Here is a 16,218-nt window from a genome sequence, read left to right as displayed (position 1 = left end):
GTGCTTGGACAGGGTCGCGGCCCGGCAAGGACCGTCAGGTAACCAGCGTGATGGTCGATGCGATCAGCATCAGGGCGGCGATGCCGACGAACAGCGCGTAGATGCGCGGCCGGTCAAGCAGAAGCGCGTTTCCGGAGATCCATGCCGAGGTGGCGCCGCCGAGCGCGAAGAGGAACCCGTTGCGATGGCCGAAGGTCAACGACGCGGCCATCAGCCCGCCGATGATCAGGGCGCCGAACACGATGATCACGGCGACCGCGTATTTCTCGAAATCATTGTTGCCGATCCCTGGTCCGATCGCATTCAGATTGGGCAGGTCGTCCGGATCGAAAGGGTTCGCCGACCCATATTCGTCTTGACCGATCGATTCTCGCATCACTCGTTCTCCGCAGACCGGCAACAAACCATCAACACTTGCCGAGTGCAACCCGATCGCACGTCCCTCTCTGTGTCGACCGTCACCTTCCACACGTTCCGGCGGCGCTTGTCACCGATTTTCCGGCCGCCTGGGTCGAATGCAACACGTGTCCGCGTTTGGATGGCGCCCCACCATCCTATTCTATTTGGACCATGTTCGCGGGAAAAAGATGATGCCGCGCGTCAATTTCAGCGCCGCAACGTCCTGCGCGACTGCGGCGGGGAGTCGCAGCGCTGCGTGAGGCGGGCAATTGTCGACTGGGAAGGCGTTCGCGGTGCGGGAAAGGAACACCGCCCTTGCTGAACGCCTGCCTCGGTAGGATGGTGGGCACCTCGCGCCCTCATTCCTGTGAAGGGGAGGCGCTCAATCGACGATAGGGCACGCCATCGAAGCTTGCCGTCACAAAATCCGTGACGGACATCTTGCGCTTGCGTCCGTCGCTGCAGGCGTAGACCGGCCAACCGGCATCGCTGCATTCGCTGGCAGCGCAGATACGCGCCAGGCAGTTACCGATAGTCAATCGGAAGCCGCCCTTGCCGGCGAAGCCTTGCAACAAGCTGCCGTCCGCCGAGCGCCAGGTCCGCGCACGGAATTCCGCCCGCAAAAACAATGGTTCGAGAGAGACCGCAAGATAGGTTTCGCCGGCACGTCCTGAGAACTGCAGACGGAAGCGCGCCATTGCAGTCGTGTATGCGGTCACAAGATCCGATTCGCGAAGATAGGAGATCGGCAGGTTGGAGGGGTCAAGCAGATGAGACATGCGCTCGCTTGCCTCTACCGGCGCCAGCAAGACAACAAAGGTAAGAAAGGCGAAGCAGGCTCGCGACATTTTCCAGCAGCCACATCGATCTCGGCCTGCCGGTTTGGCCCCGGTTGCCCCCAGTAACATCCCGCCAATCGTCGCCCCGTGCAAGCCGCTTGCTGAGGCAGTCCAAGGCGGCCGAGAGTGCAATTCGCAAGGCCACCGAGTTAAACCGCTTGGAACCGAAGGGGGGACCCCGCATCGACGAATTTGCGCGGGCGATGGCGCGGTATGCTCGGCGTTTGCGGCAAGGAGGAACACATGCCACCAGCCGGGGTTCCTTAGCTGGCGCGGGCCGGCGGCAGCTCAAACAGGTTGGCGCCGTTCTCCTGACCGCGCTCGGCATAGCCGATAATGCCGAACCATCGGGCGACGTCAGGCCCCTGCAGCCAGCTGCGCGAATGGATGGGAAGGTTGCCGGCGAGCGCCTGGATGTGCCTGATATGTCGCTTGCAGAAGCGCACGGTCGAGGCGCGGAAAAAGTCCTCCTGCGCGGCAAACAGCGTATCGGCGGCGTCGCTGTTCTCATGCCAGGCGATGATTGCCACGGCCTTCTCGCCCTCCACCAGCGCGTGCGCCCGGCCTTCCTTCAGATTCATCATCAGATTGTCGTAGGCGATCTTGCTGTCCTTGCCGGCCGCCGCGTACTCCTCCGACATCCGCTTGGACAGGCCATGAAACACATCCTCGAGATCCCCGAGCGTTGCTGCGCGTGCTCTCATTTCACCTCCTGCAGCCCCGGCAGGGAGTTTGCCCTAAGGGTGAGGGATCACCAAGCAAATCGAATCCGCTGAATGGCCAATGAGAGCAAAGCTGTTTCGCTAGGCGAGTCGCCTGGTCGCGCAATAGGGCCAAGTCCCGAGGTTGCGCAACTGCCCACCGAGCGGTGCACATCACACTGCGACCTCCTCATTCGGGTCGGCTCGGCATTGCCTCTAGAAGAGGGTCGTTTCAATCGTCTGCATCAGGCAATCGCCAGCTTGCGTACCGATGATGCCCAGATCCCGTACGCTCGTCATATGGTTCCGGTCATTCAGGCAAACGTCGCGGACACCGTGCCCCTGCGCGCGCAGGAGCGTTCCGAAGGCGGCCGCCTGCTGGTGAAAAGGGGGCGTTTCCTGGTCCCCGACGAGAATGGTCACTGCCGTCTTCGGGTCATGCCGCCGCGTCATTGGCGTGAAGGCAGCTGCCTCCTCGTCGGTGATGCCGATCAACGGCTCGAGGAAGGATTTCTGCAGGGGCTTCAGGTCGTAGAGGCCACCCAGCAGCAGCGCTGCGTGGATGCGTGACGGCATTGGCGTCTTTTCAAATAGGAATGTGGCCAGGTGCGCGCCAGCCGAATGGCCGCTGACGCTGATCCGGCCTGGATCGCCGCCATGGTCGACGATGTTGTCCAGCACCCATTGTTTGGCGCGCCGGACCTGCTCCACGATCGCCGCCATCCTGAACTCGGGCATCAGCGCATAATCGACGATGACCGCGATCGCACCGGCTTGGGTGACTGTGTTCGCCACATAGGAATAGTCACCCCTTGAAAACATGCGCCAGTAGCCGCCGTGGATGAAAATATGAACGGGAAGACTCTGACGCTCGCCTGGCGGAAAGAACAGGTCGAGCCTCTCGGCCTCGCCGTTGCCATAGGCGACATCAGCCACCATGGGCAGCGTCGCCCGGGTCGTGTCGCTGCGCGCCACGATATCGGCCACGATGTCATCAAAGTCGGCAACGTGGTCGCGGGTGCGGAAGGGGTCTTTCTGCATGGCTGCCCGATCAGAAAGTAACGGCGATATACTTCGCCTCCATGAACTCGGCGATGCCGTGGTGCTGGCCGCCCTCGCGACCCAGGCCGCTCTGCTTGACGCCGCCGAAGGGGGCCGCGGGATCCGACATCAGCCCCCGATTGAGGCCGATCATGCCGGCTTCGATCCGCGATGCCACCCGCAATCCTCGGCCGACATCGCGCGTATAGATATAGGCGGCAAGGCCGTATTCCGTGTTGTTGGCGAGCATGATGGCTTCGGCCTCGGTCTCGAATCGCGTGATGGGCGCTACCGGCCCGAAGATCTCCTCATGCGCCATGTCGGCATCGGACGGAACCTGCGACAGGACCGTCGGCGGATAAAAGAAGCCTTCCTCTTCCGGGATAGAGCCGCCGCAAAGCACCTTGGCTCCCCGGCCCACGGCGTCCTTGACCAGGCGGTCGATCTTGTCGACCGCCTTTCTGGTGATCATCGGCCCGCACTCGGTATCCGCACTCATGCCTGGTCCGACCGTGAGAGCTGCCATGCGTTTGCGAAGGCCGTCGGCGAACGCGTCATGGATGCCCGACTGAACATAGATGCGGTTGGCGGCTGTACAGGCCTCGCCGGCATTGCGCATCTTCGCGATCATGGCTCCGTCGAGCGCGGCATCGAGGTCGGCATCGTCGAAAACGACGAATGGTGCATTGCCGCCGAGTTCCATCGAGCAGGAGACCACATGCTTGGCGGCTTCGCCAAGCAAGGTTCGTCCGACGCCCGTCGAGCCGGTGAAAGAGAGCTTCCTGACGCGCGGATCGGCCAGCATGGCCGAGGTCAGCGGACCGGGACTGGTCGTGGTGAGCACGTTGACGACGCCGGCCGGAACGCCGGCCTCGCTGTAGAGCGCGGCCAGCGCATAGGCCGTCAGCGGCGTCTCGCTGGCCGGCTTCAGGATCACCGTGCAACCGGCCGCCAATGCCGGCGCGATTTTTCGTGTCGCCATCGCGGCCGGAAAATTCCAGGGCGTGATCAGCACGCAGATGCCGATCGGCTCATAGTCGACCACGATGCGGTTGGTGCCGGACGGCGCGGTGCCGAACTCGCCGGTGATGCGAACCGCTTCTTCCGCGTTCCAGCGGAAGAACTCGGCGGCGTACGCAACCTCGCCGCGCGCGTCGCGCAGAGCCTTGCCGTTCTCCAGCGAGATCAGCATGGCGAGCGTTTCCGACCGCTCGACCATGAGTTCGAAACAGCGCCTGAGGATCTCCGAGCGCTTGCGTGGCGCGGTCCCCCGCCATCCCGTCGCCGCCTTGGCCGCCGCATCGACTGCGGCCAGGGCATCCTCGAGCGTCGCGTCGGGGACCGCTGCAATGACAGACCCCGACGAAGGATCGACGACGTCGATGACCCGGCCGTCGGAAGATGGTCGCCACCTGCCGTCGATGTAGAGTCCGTGTGAGAAGCCGCGAACGTCATAGTCGTCCTGGTCGATCCACAGCGCATTCGGAGGAAGGTTCATGGTCTTGTTCCGTGGATTACATGGCGCAGGCTGCGAGGTCGCCGTCATGGGCGGCCTGGACCAGGCGTCGCATGGCGGTGAGATCGAAGGGGCGCGGGTTGTTCTTGATCAGGCGGTCGATGCCGAGCGCCTGATCGGCGGTCCAGTCGAGCTTGTCGGCGGGAAGGCCGAGATCGGCCAGCGTCGGCGTGATGCCGATCGCCGTGAACAGCCGCCGGATTTCCTTGATGGTGGCGTCCGCCATCTCCTCGGCGCTCCTCCCCTTGGCCTCAAGCCCAAGCGCGCCCCCGATCTCGGCCATTTCGGCGGCGACCACGCGGCTGTTGTAGGTCATGACGTAGGGCATCATCGTCGCGACGCCCAATCCGTGCGCGGTGTGGGTGAGGGCGCCGGCAGGATATTGCACGGCATGCGCCGCCGCCGTGCCGGCGGTGCCGAATGCGCAGCCCGCCGCCAGCGCGCCCATCATCACAGCGGCGCGCGCATCGGCATCGGTGCCGTCGGCGCAGGCTTTTTCCAGGCTGCGGCCCAGCAGTTTTATGGCCAGCAGGGCGAAATGGTCGGTCAGTGCGGTCTTGCCGATGAAGACATGCTGTTGCGGCAGGCTGGGTTCCGCGCCGCGCCGCTTCGCGGTGAAGGCCTCGATCGCATGGGTCAAGGCATCGGCGCCGGCTATCGCGGTCAGGGCAAGGGGGCAGGTCATCGTCAGTTCGGGGTCGCACAAGGCAACCGCCGCGATCAGATAGGGGCTCGATATGCCGACCTTCAGCGTCCGGTCCGGATCGGAGATCACCGCGACGGGCGTCACTTCGGAGCCGGTTCCCGCGGTGGTGGGCACGGCGATCAGCGGCAGCGTCGGGCCGGGCACCTTGAACTCCCCATAGTAGTCCTGAAGCTTGCCGCCATGGCTGAGCAGCAGGCCGGCGCATTTGGCGAAATCGAGGCAGCTGCCGCCGCCGATGCCGATCACTATCTCAGGCTGGAATTTCGCGGCCTCGTCGACGCAAATGCCGAGGCTGTCGCGTGGCACGTCGGGAAGCACGCGGTCATGCACCAGCACCTCGATCGAGGCGGCCTTGAGCGATTTGACAATTTCCGCGAACACCGCCGTGCCGGCGAAACGCTCGTCTGTACAGACCAGGGCGCGCCGGCCGAACCTGCTGGCGACCGTCGGCAGCGCATGGCGTTGGCCGTTACCGAAAAGGATTTCACGCGGAAGCCGGAGGGCGGCGAAGAGGCTCATGATGATCTTTTGTCCTTTGGCGGCGCCTGAACTGGGAAGGGTTGTCGCAACGAATCCGCCATCTGTCCGCAACAGCGCCGGGGACATTCTGCAGCATCATATAACGGCTCGAAAAGCATATCCGCTTTAAAATCGTATAGGATATAGGATTGCATCCGTTGGAGCATCGTGTTAGCAGTCCGCACTGTCAAGAGGTAAAGATGCAGGCCGCAAACCCAATCGACACGACCGAAACGGCTGCCGCCCGCGGTCGCATCCAGCGCTCCAACAGCCTGGTCGAGGATGTCTATGAAGCGATCTTCGCGCAGCTGATGGCGCTGAAGATCGCGCCGGGTTCGCGCATCACCGTCGACAGCCTGGTCAAGGAATTCAACGTCTCGCACACGCCGATCCGCGAGGCGCTCGGCCGCCTCGAAGGCGAAGGCCTGGTGCTCAAGACTCACCTGATCGGCTATCGCGCGGCGCCGCAAATCCCACGCCGCCGGTTCGACGAATTGTACGAGATGCGCCTTCTGCTTGAGCCGCATGCCGCGGCGAAAGCCGCCGCTGCCATGGACGAAGCCAAGCTCAACATTTTGCTGGAAGCGGCTGGCGTGATGTCACGGCGCGAAGGCAAGGACGATCGCCTGCGTTATTCGAATTTCGCCCGGCAGGACGCGATCTTCCACGACAAGATCATGGAGTTTTCGCAAAACGAACTCATTCGGCAGACGTTGAGCCACCAGCATGCCCACTTCCATATCTTCCGCCTAATGTATCATGCCCGCGTGACCGAGGAAGCGCTCGACGAACACGAGGCGATCCTCGCCGCATTCGGCGCGGCCGATCCCGACGCCGCCCAAGAGGCGATGCGCGTCCATATCGAGCATTCGCGCGATCGCTTGCTTCCGGCCTTCGATTAAGGTCGGACCCGATGTCCATTGCAGCCAATATCGCCGGAGAGGGAGGAAGCGCGCTGCCCACTGGTGCCGTGCCGGGCGCCGTCGAATCGGTGCTGCGCGCCGAGCGCGTATTTCCCGGATTCGCCATTCCGATCCGATCCGATTTCGAAGACAGGCGAGGCGTGATCCGCACCTCGCCCAGCCGCAACAGGAGGAAGAGCCATGCCAGGCAAGAAAATACTGATGCTTACCGGTGAGTTCACCGAGGAATACGAGATCTTCGTCTATCAGCAGGCGATGGAGGCCGTGGGCCACACGGTTCATGTGGTATGCCCCGACAAGAACGCCGGCGACCTGATCAAGACCTCGCTGCACGACTTCGAGGGCGACCAGACCTACACCGAAAAGCTTGGTCACTACGCGCTGATCAACAAGACGTTCTCGGAAGCCGAAAGACAGCTCGACCAGTATCATGCCGTCTACTGCGCCGGTGGCCGCGGGCCGGAATACATCCGTACCGACAAGCGCGTGCAGGCGATGGTGCGCCATTTCCATGAGACCAAAAAGCCGATCTTCACGATTTGCCACGGCGTCCAGATTCTGATCGCCGTCGATGGCGTCGTCCGCGGCAAGAAGGTTGGGGCTCTCGCGGCTTGCGAGCCGGAGGTGACGCTTGCCGGCGGCACTTACATCGACCTGTCACCCACCGATGCCTATGTGGACGGGACGATGGTTTCCGCCAAGGGCTGGACGGCGCTTGCCGCGTTCATCCGCGAATGCTTGAAGGTGTTGGGAACCGAGATCCGCCACGCTTGACGCCAGACGGCTGGCGCGCGCCAGCCATCTGAGCAGTTCCCGGAAAAGCACAACGCGTGCGCAAACACCCGTGGCGTAGTCGTGAGGCGGTTCTTAACGAGCTTGATCGGATCGCCTCCTCGAGCGCGAAACTTGCGACCTGCCGCCGTCGTTATTCGGTTGATCACCTTGCGGTCGAACGCCGGGATGCCGTGAGCGCAGAGATTGCGGGGCGCCACTGCTTCGACGGCTACGCTTACCGCCTTTGATCCCCGACCAGCCGCGGCTGCCGCTCTTGAAATGGCATCGCTACCAACTTCCATTCCTGCGCCGGCGACTCAGCGCGCGGCTGCCTTACGAATCGGCTCAAGTCAAGACGATACCCGCTTGCGAGCCGGGTATTTTGCTGACATGCTGACTTTCTTATATGCCGACTTTCTTATGTATGGGGTTTTGCACTGTGGCAGGTGTTCAAACGGAAGGGCAAAAGCATGGCAAAGGAATCTTCGAATTCCGCTTCTTCAGACAAGAAAGCGGACGGAAATCTGATAGGTAACGCAGAAGGAAACGGTCTGAACTTCATGGGTGTCCAGGCTCGCGAAAACGGGGGTCCCGGCGACGCTGTAGGTGTCGACAAGATACGTGATCTGCTGTTCGGCAACCAGATGCAGGACTATGACCGCCGCTTTTCCAAGCTCGAAGAACGGGTCTTGCAGCGCTTCAAGGATGTCGAATCCGAGGCCAAGCGCAATCTCGACATGTACGAGTCAAATGCAAAGAAGCAGGTCGATTCGCTTGCGGGGCAATTGCGGAGCGAAAAAGATGCACGAGCCGATGCCGACAAGGAAATTGATCGGAATCTTCGCGAGCAAAACCAGGCGCTTGAAAAGCAGGTGCGCGCGTTGTCGGATCAATTGAGCGCGCTTGAGCGCGACGTTGCGGACCGGATAAATCGGAACGATCATTCACTGCGTGAGGAAATCAAGCAGAAGAATGAAGGCGTTCAGATGCTGATAGAAAAAATGTTTGCCGATCTCAGCAACGTCAAGACCGACCGAAATCTTTTGGCTGGCCTGTTTGTCGAGGTTGCAAAATGTCTTAATCAGGATCCCGTCGGCAGCAAGAGCAATTCGGACCGTAGTTGGAAAGCGAGTTGATGGGACCTTGACGTCGACCGTCGACCCGATCAGCCTACCGCAAAGAACAGCCTCGAACGATACAGAGATTGATCGCGAGGCTCTGGCTCGTCTTTTGATCGAAATTGCCCGGAACGTTGATCCGGACTATCGTGCGCGTTTCGACGGTGTTCCAACCGCCGATCCTCGCATGGAAACGCTGCGCCAGTTGCTGGTCAGCCGCGAAATTTCAGAGCTTTCACGAGTCACGCATCTGCTGGACGAACCGGAGCAGCTCGCGGCAGCCGTAGGCGACGTTCTTTCCAGTGCGGCCGCGCGAGCGCCTCACGTGCAACTCGGCGAGGCCCTTGCGCCAGCTGTCGAAAGAGCCGTGCAACGGTCAATCCAGAAGAGCCCGCGCACGCTGACGGACATATTATACCCGGTGTTTCTGCCGGCAATTCGCAAGTCGATCGGGGAAAAGATCGACCAGACCTTTCAGTCGCTGAACGAGACTTTAAGACATATATTTACCTGGCATGGTCTCAAGTGGAGATTTGAATCTTGGAGAACAGGTGCTAGTTTTTCGGAAGTTGTTCTGAAGCATTCTCTTGTATATCGAGTGGAACATGTCTTCCTAATTAGCCGAAATTCCGGACTTATGATAGCGCATGTAGCTGCTGATAATGCAACGAGCGAGGATCCTCAGCTTATTTCTTCGATGCTTAGTGCAATTCAGGACTTTGTGAAGGACTCATTTAACGAAAAAGAACAGAGCAGTCTGGACACGATCCGTTTTGGCGACCTTCGCCTTTGGTCAGAAGTCGGACAGTTCGCGACCTTGGTTTCGGTGATCCGAGGAAATCCGCCAGAGGAATTGCATGAAATAGTTCGCGATGTATTGCTCCGCATCCATGAGGAATGCTCACAGGCTTTAGGGGAGTTTGACGGCGACAGTTCGCAGTTGGCCGGCGTAGAGGCACAATTGCAGACGTGCGTCGAGCTGAAGCAGGAGGAATCAAACCAGGGGTTTCCGTGGCTGGTGGTGGTTGCAGTCCTGCTGCTTTTGATTCCGGCAGGCGGTTGGTTCCTTCTTTCCTGGCAATCCGGGCAGCGCTGGCAGGCTTATGTGTCGCAACTGGAGATCCAGCCGGGCATCATCGTCGCCGAACAAAAGGTACGATATGGCCAATTCTACATTTCCGGCCTGAGAGACCCGCTTGGCGCTGACCCGCAGTCGCTGCTGTCGGGAACGCAGGTCGATCCCGCCCGCGTTCATTCGCAGTGGAAATTCTATCAGAGCCTTGAGCCGGAGTTCGTATTGAAGCGGCTGACGGCGTCGCTGGCTCCGCCCGATACAGTACGACTTTCGATCGTCAAGGATCGCATCGTCGCCGAAGGTGAAGCGAGTGCCGCTTGGATCAGCCAGGCACACGCCGCCGCCCAGCAGCTTTCGGCAGGCGGGCCGGTGTTCGATATCTCTGGGGTCCGTGACGTAAGCCTCGAAGAACGCGAGGCGGAGCGCTGGCAGGCCTATGTGTCGCGACTGGAGACCCAGCCAGGCATCATCGTTGCCGAGCAAAACATACGCGACGGCCAATTCTATATTGCCGGCCTGAGAGACCCGCTTGGCACCGACCCGCAGTCGCTGCTGTCGGGAACACAGGTCGATCCCGCCCGGGTTCATTCGCAGTGGAGATTCTATCAGAGCCTTGAGCCGGAGTTCGTGTTGAAGCGGCTAACGGCGTCGCTGTATCCGCCGGACACAGTGCGACTTTCGATCGTCAAGGATCGCATCGTTGCCGAGGGTGAGGCTCCCGACACCTGGATAGATCAGGCGCGCGCGGCGGCCCGACAGCTTTCGGCAGGCGGACCGGAATTCGACATCTCCAAGGTTCGTGATGTGAGCCCCGAAGCGCGCGCGGCGGAGCATTGGCAGTACTATGTGTCGCGACTTGAGGCCCAACCGGGAATCATCGTCGCCCAGCAAACAGAGAGGGGCGGACATTTCTACATTTCCGGCCTGAGAGACCCGCTAGCCGCCGACCCGCAAGCTCTGCTGCACGGAACGCAGATCGATCCTGCCCGCGTTCATTCACAGTGGCAATTCTATCAAAGTCTTGATCCGAAGTTCGTGGTGAAGCGGCTGGAGGCTTCGCTGACCCCGCCGAAATCGGTTCTGCTTTCGATCATCCAGGGTCGCATCGTTGTCGTGGGGGAGGCTCCTGCCAACTGGATCAACCGGGCGCGGGCCGCCGCCGATCAACTTTCGGCGGACGGAGTGGTTCTGGATATCTCGCAGCTGCATGAGCTGAACCTTGCAGAACTTAATGATTTGCGAGCGGCCATCCAGGCGACCGATATTTTCTTCTATTCCGGCAAAGTTGTGCCGGGACCAGAGCAGACGCCGGTTCTCGACAGATTGGCGGATCAAATAAAGGAATTCGCCGAAAGTGCCCACAAGTCAGGCGTAACTGCGCGGTTCATGTTGACCGGCCATTCGGACGCTACGGGCCGCGAGACGGCCAACGCGTCGATCAGTGCCGCCCGCGCCGAGACAGTTCGTGCGCTTCTCAACAAGCGCGGCGTCGCTCCGGAACTGCTGCTGGTTCGGGGCGCGGGCACCTTTGAGCCGCTGGTGCCTGAAAATAGTCAAACTGGGAGCTCCACCAATCGCCGGGTTTCGATTACGGTAAACTTGGACTAGTGGAGCTCAAGATGTTGCAAAAAAAAATCTGCATGTTGGGCGGGTTCGGTGTCGGAAAGACGAGCCTGGTCCGCAGGTTTGTGCAAAGCATCTTTTCAGAAACCTACTTGACCACGGTGGGAGTGAAAATTGACAAGAAGAGCGTCGCACTACCGGGAAAAACCGTGGATTTGATTTTGTGGGATTTGGCCGGCGAAGACGATATCGGCTCATTCCGCGTCAGCCATGTGCGAGGTGCGACCGGGCTCGTGCTTGTCGTCGATGGAACCCGCGCCGCTACTCTTGCCGCGGCGCTCACGCTACGCGAGCGGGTCGAGGCCGAATTCGGAACGATGCCGTTTGTATTGCTGTTCAACAAATCCGATCTTGCCGATCGGTGGGCAATATCAGATGGTGATATTAACGAGCTGAGGCAACTTGGATGGCAAATCTATCTAACAAGTGCACTTTCGGGCGAACACGTTGACGATGCGTTTCGTCAACTTGCTTCGATGGTTGCTAGATAGACCATGCATAGATTGCCAAAAGAAGTCGGAAGCTGGATTTACAATTTTTTTTACGACGAGCACTCTATCGCGTATCTGAAAATTGACGCCGAGCTTTGCGTAGCTGCGAAGGGCGGCAACGTCAAACATTACGGGCTCGCATCGCTTCGCATTGGTCAGCCGGTTGCCGATCAGCTTGAATTCATGGAAGGTTTGCTGCCTTCCCCGGAGCTTCCATATCATATGGCCATGGTCGAACTGCCCAGCGGGCGTGTCGCGGACCTTCATCTTTTTGCTGACAGTGCCTACGTGTGGCTGCTCTTTCTCGATGCAACCGTCGAACGCGACAATAGGCAGCGTCTTCAGCAGAAGGCTTATGAAATGACGCTCCTGCAAGAGAGGGAGCGTCAGCTCAACGAGAAATTACAATCGGTGAACGAGGCGTTGAGGGAGAGCCAAGAGGGATTGCAGCGTGAATACCAGCGTGCCGAAACCCTGCTCCTCAACATTCTTCCCGCGTCGATCGCGGAGCGGTTAAAAGCGGACGAACAAATTGCAGACAATCACGCAGAGGTGAGTGTGCTTTTTGCCGACATCGTCGGTTTTACGGAAAGAGCGCGGAGCGTCGGAGCCGTGACGACGCTCGCTATTTTGAATTACTTCTTCAAGGCGGCGGATCGGCTCTCGGAACGATACGGTTGCGAAAAGATCAAGACAATCGGCGATTGTGTCATGGTGGTCGCCGGCTTGCCGGCCGCGCGATCCGATCATGCTGAAGCCCTCGCGCGCTATGCACTTGAACTGCGCAAGGCGGTTAAGCGCGAACGCTTCACAGGAGGACGGCTAAGGCTCAGAATTGGAATTCACTCAGGACCAATCGTCGCGGGCGTCATAGGCAAAAGGCGGTTTGCCTATGACCTGTGGGGCGAGACAGTTAATCTCGCCGCACGTATTCAAACGTCCGCGGAGCCGGATGAAATTCGTATTTCGGATGCAACTCACACACTGCTTGGGCCAAATTTTGCTTGCGAGCCACTCGCGGAAACGGAACTGCGTGGCACAGGCCGTGTGCGAATGTGGCGCCTCCCGGCTTGATTTGCGCTTGGCAGTGCCGACCCGCATTGCATCTTGTGACCTGTCGGTTGACGACCGGTCACGAAGCCATCCCGGACAATTGAGCTCACCGTGGTGATGCACATCGCAGCGACAGCAAGCACCTTTGCGCTTGCCTTGAAGGCATCCTATTCTGGAGAGTAGTAGCCGCTCGTGGGCATAGAATGTCGGTACTGCCTTTCTTAAGAATTTACGCGCCGCTCAACGCGGTGCTGGCTGCGCCTGGGTTGCTGGCGGTGGCTGCGCTCACGATACCGGGCATGTCCGGACGAAGCAGACTGGCTCTGGCCGCTCTGCTCGCCGTCATCTGGGGCGCCTATCTCCTGCAACTGGCCGCGACGCTCCTCAAGCGCCGGGCGGGAGACGTACGGGACAGGACGCCCAAAATCGCCATCGATGTGCTCGCGGTCTTCGTTCCACTCGCCGCATTTCTGTTCGTCGGCACGCCCGACCAGAGCCTCTACTGTGCTGTCTGGCTGCTGAAACCGCTGCGCGACTCGACCTTCTTCCCGGTGCTGGGCAGGGTCCTGGCCAACGAAGCGCGCAATCTGATCGGCGTCACAACGCTCTTCGGCGTCGTTCTGTTCGCTGTCGCGCTCGCGGCCTATGTCATCGAGCGCGACACCCAACCGGAAAAGTTCGGCAGCATCCCCCAAGCAATGTGGTGGGCGGTCGTCACGCTGTCCACCACCGGCTATGGGGACACTATCCCGCAAAGCTTCGCAGGCCGCGTCCTCGCCGGTGCGGTCATGATGAGTGGCATCGGCATCTTCGGGCTCTGGGCCGGCATTCTTGCCACGGGCTTCTATCAAGAAGTCCGTCGCGGTGATTTCGTCCGCAATTGGCAATTGGTCGCCGCGGTGCCGTTGTTTCAGAAGCTCGGCCCGGCCGTGCTGGTCGAGATCGTGCGCGCATTAAGGGCTCGCACGGTGCCGGCGGGCGCCATGATCTGCCGCATTGGCGAGCCCGGTGATCGGATGTTCTTCGTCGTGGAAGGGCGCGTCAGCGTCGCGACGCCGAATCCGGTGGAACTCGGCCCTGGAGCCTTCTTCGGCGAGATGGCGCTGATCAGCGGCGAACCGCGTTCGGCGACCGTCAGTGCTACGACGGCTGTCTCACTCCTGTCACTGCACTCGGCGGATTTCCAGATGCTGTGCAGCAGCAGCCCGGAGGTCGCGGAAATCATCCGCAAGACCGCGCTCGAGCGGCGCGGCGCGGCGGCGAGCGCTTGACTGTTTCCTCAGCGCTGCTGTGCGGCTGCGCGACGGAGAGAACGTGAGGCTGTGTTCACTTGGAGGCGCTTACCGAGATGCTGGATTTAGCTCCAGCGGAAGCGGCTGTTCGTGGGAAGGCCGAAGCCGATTTTGCGGCTCATCAGGCGCACTGGATGCCGCCGACAGGTAGATTGGCTACTCGGCGAAGTTGCGCGCCGAACGCGAGTCGGCCGATCGAGCACAGGACCTGCTTGAGCTATTGTCGAACCCCCCCCGGCGGCTTCCCTTGCCCGGTCGCGATTTGCAGCAGATCGGCCGCAAATTCGGTGGCATAATTGGCCCTGTCGTCCTCAACCCGCTTGAATGCTCGCTGCATAGCGTCTGTCTGGCAAACTATTTGAGACACAATAACCGCAGCCAACTCGGATGCCACCCTCATGGCAGGCAAGCGCATCTTCGGCCCCACCTGTTTGCAGGACACTCTCTATCACTACAGAGAGCGTCTCCTGCAAAGCCTCTCGGTTGGCCAGCTTCTCTCTGTGACGCTCTTTGACAGACGCCTTCGGCCGCGGCCCGATTCTCGCCATACAAAGATCATGAAGCCGCGCCCAAGCAAGGCGAATTCGTTACCAAATTGTTTATCAGGAGGCGAAAACGTGACGTTTCTGCAACAGGCAGGGCGGATAGGTGCCGGTCAAGGACACTCCCGCGACGATCTCGGTTGATCACGATGCTCCGATGGGTAATGTCGAATTCGAAGGAGCGGCGCGGTGCGCATCTTTTTCGGTAGTGGGGATGGGGCAGGGAACGCTGTCCTTCAGCAAAGAATACCCAGACCCGTTTTTTAACTTTTGACTGGAGGTCAGAAAATGAACATCAAGAGCCTTCTCCTCGGCTCCGCTGCGGCTCTGCTCGCAGTTTCCGGTGCGCGCGCCGCCGACGCCGTCGTCGTCGCCGAGCCGGAACCCGCTGAATACGTCAAGATCTGCGACGTCTACGGCGCTGGCTACTTCTACATCCCCGGCACCGAAACCTGCCTGCGCATCGGCGGCTATGTCCGTTACGACATCAGCGGCGGCGACATCGGTTCGTTCGATGGCGCGAAAAGCGCTGATCACCAGGACATCGGTGAGAGCAATGACACCTGGCGCAAGAAAGCCCGCTTCACGCTGAAGACCTGGACCGGCCAGGAAACCGAACTCGGCACCTTGAAGACCTACACCGAGACCCGCTTCAATTTCAGCAACCACAACGCCGATACGAGCCCTCTTATCAATGAAGCCGGCAACGACGAGACGACTTCGCTGAACTTCGCCTGGATCCAGCTCGGTGGTCTGCGCGTAGGTAAGGACGAATCGGCTTTCAATACGTTTATCGGCTACGCCGGCAACGTCATCCAGGATACGCTGGTTCCCTATGGTGATTTCGACACCAACGTCATCCAGTACTACTTCGACGCTGGCAACGGCTTCTCCGCCGTCCTCTCGCTCGAAGAAGGCGAGGGCGTGAATACGATCGACAGCTATGTTCCCAATGTTGTCGGCGGCGTGAAGTGGACGCAGGGCTGGGGCGCCATCACCGGTGTCGTGGCTTATGACAGCAACTACGAAGAAGTGGCTGGCAAGGTTCGCTTGGATGTCAACGTCTCTGACGCCATCCAGCTGTGGGTCATGGGCGGCTACGGCACCGATGACAACCTCTCCGACCCGACCTTGGCTTTCCCGGCCGGCGGCCGCGGCTACTTCAAGCAGTGGGGCGGCAACTGGGCAGTGTGGGGCGGTGGCACCTACAAGTTCAACGAGAAGACCTCGTTCAACGCTCAGATTTCGTATGACGATTGGAAGAATCTCGGCGTCGCCGCGAACATCGCCTACGACATCGTTCCCGGCATGACGATCACGGCCGAAGTCGACTACCTCAATGCAGGCAAGTTCGATGACGCCGACTTCTCTAACTGGACCGGCGCCGACAAGAAGAGCAGCGTCGGCGGTCTCCTCCGCTTCCAGCGCTCGTTCTAATAGATTTCGACAAGTCGAGATCGAAGACCCGGCGGGCAACCGCCGGGTTTTTTCTTTTCCGCTTTGCGGTCCTGCTATTTGCGCAGGGCTGGAGTTGGAAGCGTCATGGCTTCACCATCGTTGGGCGTAGCGACGCGAAGCGGAGTTCTGAACAGGCCGCAGCGCGTCA

General features: G+C 60.3%; 15 protein-coding genes. 9 read left to right on the top strand and 6 right to left on the bottom strand.

Annotated features, from left to right (window positions below):
• Positions 1 to 34: 34 nt before the first annotated feature.
• From CK228_RS27210 to CK228_RS27185, 6 genes are all read right to left on the bottom strand, one after another.
• Positions 35 to 376, bottom strand: coding sequence for a hypothetical protein (locus CK228_RS27210; RefSeq protein ID WP_095775222.1), 342 nt, complete (start codon positions 374 to 376; stop codon positions 35 to 37).
• Between the two features lie 382 nt (positions 377 to 758).
• Positions 759 to 1,178 (bottom strand): hypothetical protein, encoded by a 420-nt coding sequence (locus tag CK228_RS27205; protein WP_245438124.1) that lies wholly within the window; start codon positions 1,176 to 1,178, stop codon positions 759 to 761.
• A 323-nt stretch (positions 1,179 to 1,501) separates the two neighbouring features.
• Positions 1,502 to 1,942 (bottom strand): hypothetical protein, encoded by a 441-nt coding sequence (locus CK228_RS27200; RefSeq protein WP_095775223.1) that lies wholly within the window; start codon positions 1,940 to 1,942, stop codon positions 1,502 to 1,504.
• Positions 1,943 to 2,155: 213 nt separating this feature from the next.
• Positions 2,156 to 2,980 (bottom strand): alpha/beta hydrolase, encoded by an 825-nt coding sequence (locus tag CK228_RS27195; protein WP_095789791.1) that lies wholly within the window; start codon positions 2,978 to 2,980, stop codon positions 2,156 to 2,158.
• A 10-nt stretch (positions 2,981 to 2,990) separates the two neighbouring features.
• Entirely contained in the window at positions 2,991 to 4,478 is a 1,488-nt protein-coding gene (locus tag CK228_RS27190; RefSeq protein ID WP_095789790.1) for an NAD-dependent succinate-semialdehyde dehydrogenase, read from the bottom strand.
• Between the two features lie 16 nt (positions 4,479 to 4,494).
• Positions 4,495 to 5,721, bottom strand: coding sequence for an iron-containing alcohol dehydrogenase (locus tag CK228_RS27185; protein WP_095789808.1), 1,227 nt, complete (start codon positions 5,719 to 5,721; stop codon positions 4,495 to 4,497).
• Between the two features lie 200 nt (positions 5,722 to 5,921).
• Here CK228_RS27185 and CK228_RS27180 point away from each other — a divergent pair, with 200 nt between their 5' ends.
• The 9 genes from CK228_RS27180 to CK228_RS27140 all read left to right on the top strand — a co-directional run bounded on the left by CK228_RS27180 (position 5,922) and on the right by CK228_RS27140 (position 16,049).
• Complete coding sequence (locus CK228_RS27180) at positions 5,922 to 6,623, top strand: GntR family transcriptional regulator (protein WP_095789789.1); 702 nt, start codon at positions 5,922 to 5,924, stop codon at positions 6,621 to 6,623.
• Between the two features lie 11 nt (positions 6,624 to 6,634).
• Positions 6,635 to 6,859 carry a hypothetical protein gene (locus CK228_RS34985; protein WP_142877431.1) on the top strand — a complete coding sequence of 75 codons (225 nt, stop codon included), beginning with the start codon at positions 6,635 to 6,637 and terminating at the stop codon, positions 6,857 to 6,859.
• A complete protein-coding gene (locus tag CK228_RS27175) occupies positions 6,825 to 7,418 on the top strand; it encodes a DJ-1/PfpI family protein (RefSeq protein ID WP_095775227.1) in 594 nt (197 codons plus the stop codon). Before CK228_RS34985 ends, CK228_RS27175 begins: the two co-directional genes overlap by 35 nt.
• A gap of 470 nt (positions 7,419 to 7,888) precedes the next feature.
• The gene (locus tag CK228_RS27170; protein ID WP_095775313.1) at positions 7,889 to 8,554 is read left to right on the top strand and encodes a hypothetical protein; all 666 of its coding nucleotides are present in this window, start codon (positions 7,889 to 7,891) and stop codon (positions 8,552 to 8,554) included.
• 7 nt (positions 8,555 to 8,561) lie between these two features.
• The gene (locus CK228_RS27165) at positions 8,562 to 11,219 is read left to right on the top strand and encodes an OmpA family protein (RefSeq protein WP_095789788.1); all 2,658 of its coding nucleotides are present in this window, start codon (positions 8,562 to 8,564) and stop codon (positions 11,217 to 11,219) included.
• 11 nt (positions 11,220 to 11,230) lie between these two features.
• Entirely contained in the window at positions 11,231 to 11,725 is a 495-nt protein-coding gene (locus CK228_RS27160) for a Rab family GTPase (RefSeq protein WP_095775314.1), read from the top strand.
• Between the two features lie 3 nt (positions 11,726 to 11,728).
• Positions 11,729 to 12,799, top strand: coding sequence for an adenylate/guanylate cyclase domain-containing protein (locus tag CK228_RS27155; RefSeq protein WP_095789787.1), 1,071 nt, complete (start codon positions 11,729 to 11,731; stop codon positions 12,797 to 12,799).
• A gap of 182 nt (positions 12,800 to 12,981) precedes the next feature.
• A complete protein-coding gene (locus tag CK228_RS27150; RefSeq protein WP_095789786.1) occupies positions 12,982 to 14,049 on the top strand; it encodes a cyclic nucleotide-gated potassium channel in 1,068 nt (355 codons plus the stop codon).
• 851 nt (positions 14,050 to 14,900) lie between these two features.
• Positions 14,901 to 16,049 (top strand): porin, encoded by a 1,149-nt coding sequence (locus CK228_RS27140; protein ID WP_095789784.1) that lies wholly within the window; start codon positions 14,901 to 14,903, stop codon positions 16,047 to 16,049.
• Positions 16,050 to 16,218: the final 169 nt, after the last annotated feature.

It is taken from the genome of Mesorhizobium sp. WSM4312, from assembly GCF_002294875.1.
Taxonomy (GTDB): domain Bacteria; phylum Pseudomonadota; class Alphaproteobacteria; order Rhizobiales; family Rhizobiaceae; genus Mesorhizobium.
This window is presented reverse-complemented; position numbering and strand designations above follow the sequence as displayed.

Bases quoted from the DNA above. Each gene is read 5' to 3' on its own strand.
- CK228_RS27190 (WP_095789790.1), bottom strand. From the start codon at position 4,478: ATGAACCTTCCTCCGAATGCGCTGTGGATCGACCAGGACGACTATGAC.
- CK228_RS27160 (WP_095775314.1), top strand. From the start codon at position 11,231: ATGTTGCAAAAAAAAATCTGCATGTTGGGCGGGTTCGGTGTCGGAAAG.
- CK228_RS27205 (WP_245438124.1), bottom strand. From the start codon at position 1,178: ATGTCTCATCTGCTTGACCCCTCCAACCTGCCGATCTCCTATCTTCGC.
- CK228_RS27155 (WP_095789787.1), top strand. From the start codon at position 11,729: ATGCATAGATTGCCAAAAGAAGTCGGAAGCTGGATTTACAATTTTTTT.
- CK228_RS27180 (WP_095789789.1), top strand. From the start codon at position 5,922: ATGCAGGCCGCAAACCCAATCGACACGACCGAAACGGCTGCCGCCCGC.
- CK228_RS27170 (WP_095775313.1), top strand. From the start codon at position 7,889: ATGGCAAAGGAATCTTCGAATTCCGCTTCTTCAGACAAGAAAGCGGAC.
- CK228_RS27210 (WP_095775222.1), bottom strand. From the start codon at position 376: ATGCGAGAATCGATCGGTCAAGACGAATATGGGTCGGCGAACCCTTTC.
- CK228_RS27175 (WP_095775227.1), top strand. From the start codon at position 6,825: ATGCCAGGCAAGAAAATACTGATGCTTACCGGTGAGTTCACCGAGGAA.
- CK228_RS27195 (WP_095789791.1), bottom strand. From the start codon at position 2,980: ATGCAGAAAGACCCCTTCCGCACCCGCGACCACGTTGCCGACTTTGAT.
- CK228_RS27185 (WP_095789808.1), bottom strand. From the start codon at position 5,721: ATGAGCCTCTTCGCCGCCCTCCGGCTTCCGCGTGAAATCCTTTTCGGT.
- CK228_RS27200 (WP_095775223.1), bottom strand. From the start codon at position 1,942: ATGAGAGCACGCGCAGCAACGCTCGGGGATCTCGAGGATGTGTTTCAT.
- CK228_RS34985 (WP_142877431.1), top strand. From the start codon at position 6,635: ATGTCCATTGCAGCCAATATCGCCGGAGAGGGAGGAAGCGCGCTGCCC.
- CK228_RS27150 (WP_095789786.1), top strand. From the start codon at position 12,982: ATGTCGGTACTGCCTTTCTTAAGAATTTACGCGCCGCTCAACGCGGTG.
- CK228_RS27140 (WP_095789784.1), top strand. From the start codon at position 14,901: ATGAACATCAAGAGCCTTCTCCTCGGCTCCGCTGCGGCTCTGCTCGCA.